We start from the raw sequence: 1,915 nt of genomic DNA, 5'->3' as shown, positions 1-1,915 counted from the left end.
AGCATTATTACGTTCAGGAAGGCTTGATCTTCATGTCCATGTTCCTTTCCTGGATAAAAATGCCCGGCGCTGGTTTATCGAAAAGTTCTTGCAGTACGACGTTTACGAAGAGGCTATAGATGTTGATTTAATCGTATCACTAACGGCTGGTATGAGCGGTGCAGATTTAGAGAAGGTTCATCGGGAGACAGTGCTTCAGGCTCTAAGTAAGAATACTGGCAAAATTGGTCAAAGTACGTTACTGGAAGAAATTAATATTCTTAAATATGGCGCTAAACGGACACTTGATAAGTGCGCAAAAATGCTGGCAGAAACCGCCTTTCATGAGGCTGGTCATGCGGTTATCTCAAAAGTTCTGATGCCAGAGAGAATAATTGAACAAATAAGTATTGTGCCCAGAGAACAAGCTTTAGGAATGGTGGCCTACAACAGGGAACAAGAAATTGATTACACGAAAGCTTTTTGGTTCTCGCAGACATGTGTAGCGTTAGCTGGTCGAGCGGCCCAGGTAAAACAGTTCGGAGATGAAGGATTAGATACCGGTGCCAGCAGTGATTTGAGGCAGGCCATGTGGTCTGCCTGGAATCCTGTTGCCAAATACGGAATGCATCCCGATAGTTACAACTTAGACACCACAGTGTTACATGAATGGAGCGGAGACGTTTACTTTCAATCTCAGACTGAAAAATTAATCAAAGAGTGGCTGGATGAAGCAACCCTGAAAACTGATCAATTAGTTGACCAATACTGGGAGCAAATAAGCAAGGTTGCACAAGCTTTACTGGAAGAAGAAGTGTTATCAGAAGCGCAATTTAAGTCGTTAATAGAGTAGAACAGTAAAAGTGGAACAAGTTCTATTTTTTGAGGCTTTGATAAACCGATATCCAATCATCAACGCTCACTTTGCTGACCAACTCGCCAATTAAGTTGTAGGGAATGTGTTTGGGGTTTTTAAAACGGATACAACTTTTACCCATATCCAGCTTAGTAGGTACCGCTTCGGCGTAACGGACCCGAAACCAGCTTTCGAGCTCAGGCATTGCATAAATGCCCATATGATAAAAGCCATAATGGCTTTTCTGTGCCGCCAGGTTCATAAAGGGTAATGGCAATTCTGGGTTGCAATGATAACCGGCAGGGAACAGTTGATGGGGCACCACATAGCCAATCATGTTTTAGTTGATGCATTCGCTAAATCTGGCTGGCAGGTTATCCAGTATTGTCTGGCGTAACTGTGATATTACCCGCTGCTTTTCCACGGGTAGGGCGGTAATGTACTGGTCTACCGATGTGTAACTCTGTGCGTCGGACATAGTCGCTCCTGGCTAACTTAGGTTAGATTGCTTAACCACTATGCCTTAAAGGTTGTCCTGATTACCAGCAAGGTGTTGCAGGAATTGGAATGCCTGTCGAGGGCTCATGGTTTCCGGCAGGAACTCAGTCTGGCCCATCTCTTTGAGCAATTTAGTAAACTCGGCACTGCCGCCGGCGTAGCCCATTTTCCACTGTTTGAAAATAGGGGCGGTGATTTCCTCATAGCTGATAATAGTGATTTCGTCATGGCGGGGGTCATCAGCAATATCCAGGTAAAGCTCGTTAACGGCGCTGCGTTCGCCTTCCAGCGCCTGCAAAAAATATTGTTGTTCGTAAGAAAGCATACCGCAAATGCCCTCGGCCTGATTGTTACGGCGGGCGGTGTCGAGAATGGATTTCAGATCGCTAAGTGACATTTCCCGCGAGGCATGGCTGTAGTACACCAATCTCACTAACTTCATTTTTACTTTCCTTTTTTCTAAACTGCGTAATTGTTTGCGTAACTGCAGGCAACGACTATCTTTCAAATATAGCAGAGTTTTCAGAAACGGTAGTGTTGGGTAAATGTATGGAAAATCCAGTGTTTTTGGTTGGTCAGAGT

At 44.6% G+C, this 1,915-nt stretch carries 4 protein-coding genes; 1 reads left to right on the top strand and 3 read right to left on the bottom strand.

Features of this window, described 5'->3' with window-relative positions; translation table 11 throughout:
• A partial coding sequence (locus tag ACFI6J_RS21405) for an FtsH/Yme1/Tma family ATP-dependent metallopeptidase (protein WP_462586391.1) occupies nucleotides 1–832 on the top strand: 832 nt, incomplete at its 5' end.
• A gap of 22 nt (nucleotides 833–854) precedes the next feature.
• On the opposite strand, the gene ACFI6J_RS21400 is transcribed toward ACFI6J_RS21405, so the two are convergent.
• From ACFI6J_RS21400 to ACFI6J_RS21390, 3 genes are all read right to left on the bottom strand, one after another.
• Nucleotides 855–1,172, bottom strand: a complete 318-nt coding sequence (locus ACFI6J_RS21400) for a DUF1801 domain-containing protein (protein ID WP_020745968.1) — start codon at nucleotides 1,170–1,172, stop codon at nucleotides 855–857.
• Between the two features lie 3 nt (nucleotides 1,173–1,175).
• Complete coding sequence (locus ACFI6J_RS21395) at nucleotides 1,176–1,313, bottom strand: hypothetical protein (protein ID WP_198033587.1); 138 nt, start codon at nucleotides 1,311–1,313, stop codon at nucleotides 1,176–1,178.
• Nucleotides 1,314–1,358: 45 nt separating this feature from the next.
• Nucleotides 1,359–1,915, bottom strand: a 557-nt coding sequence (locus ACFI6J_RS21390) for a BLUF domain-containing protein (RefSeq protein WP_462586390.1), incomplete at its 5' end; no start/stop codon positions are given.

The organism is Alteromonas sp. G4i13, assembly GCF_054960505.1.
This window is presented reverse-complemented; position numbering and strand designations above follow the sequence as displayed.

Excerpts from the sequence above, each read along its gene's own strand:
- ACFI6J_RS21395 (WP_198033587.1), bottom strand. The coding sequence starts at position 1,313 with ATGTCCGACGCACAGAGTTACACATCGGTAGACCAGTACATTACCGCC.
- ACFI6J_RS21400 (WP_020745968.1), bottom strand. The coding sequence starts at position 1,172 with ATGATTGGCTATGTGGTGCCCCATCAACTGTTCCCTGCCGGTTATCAT.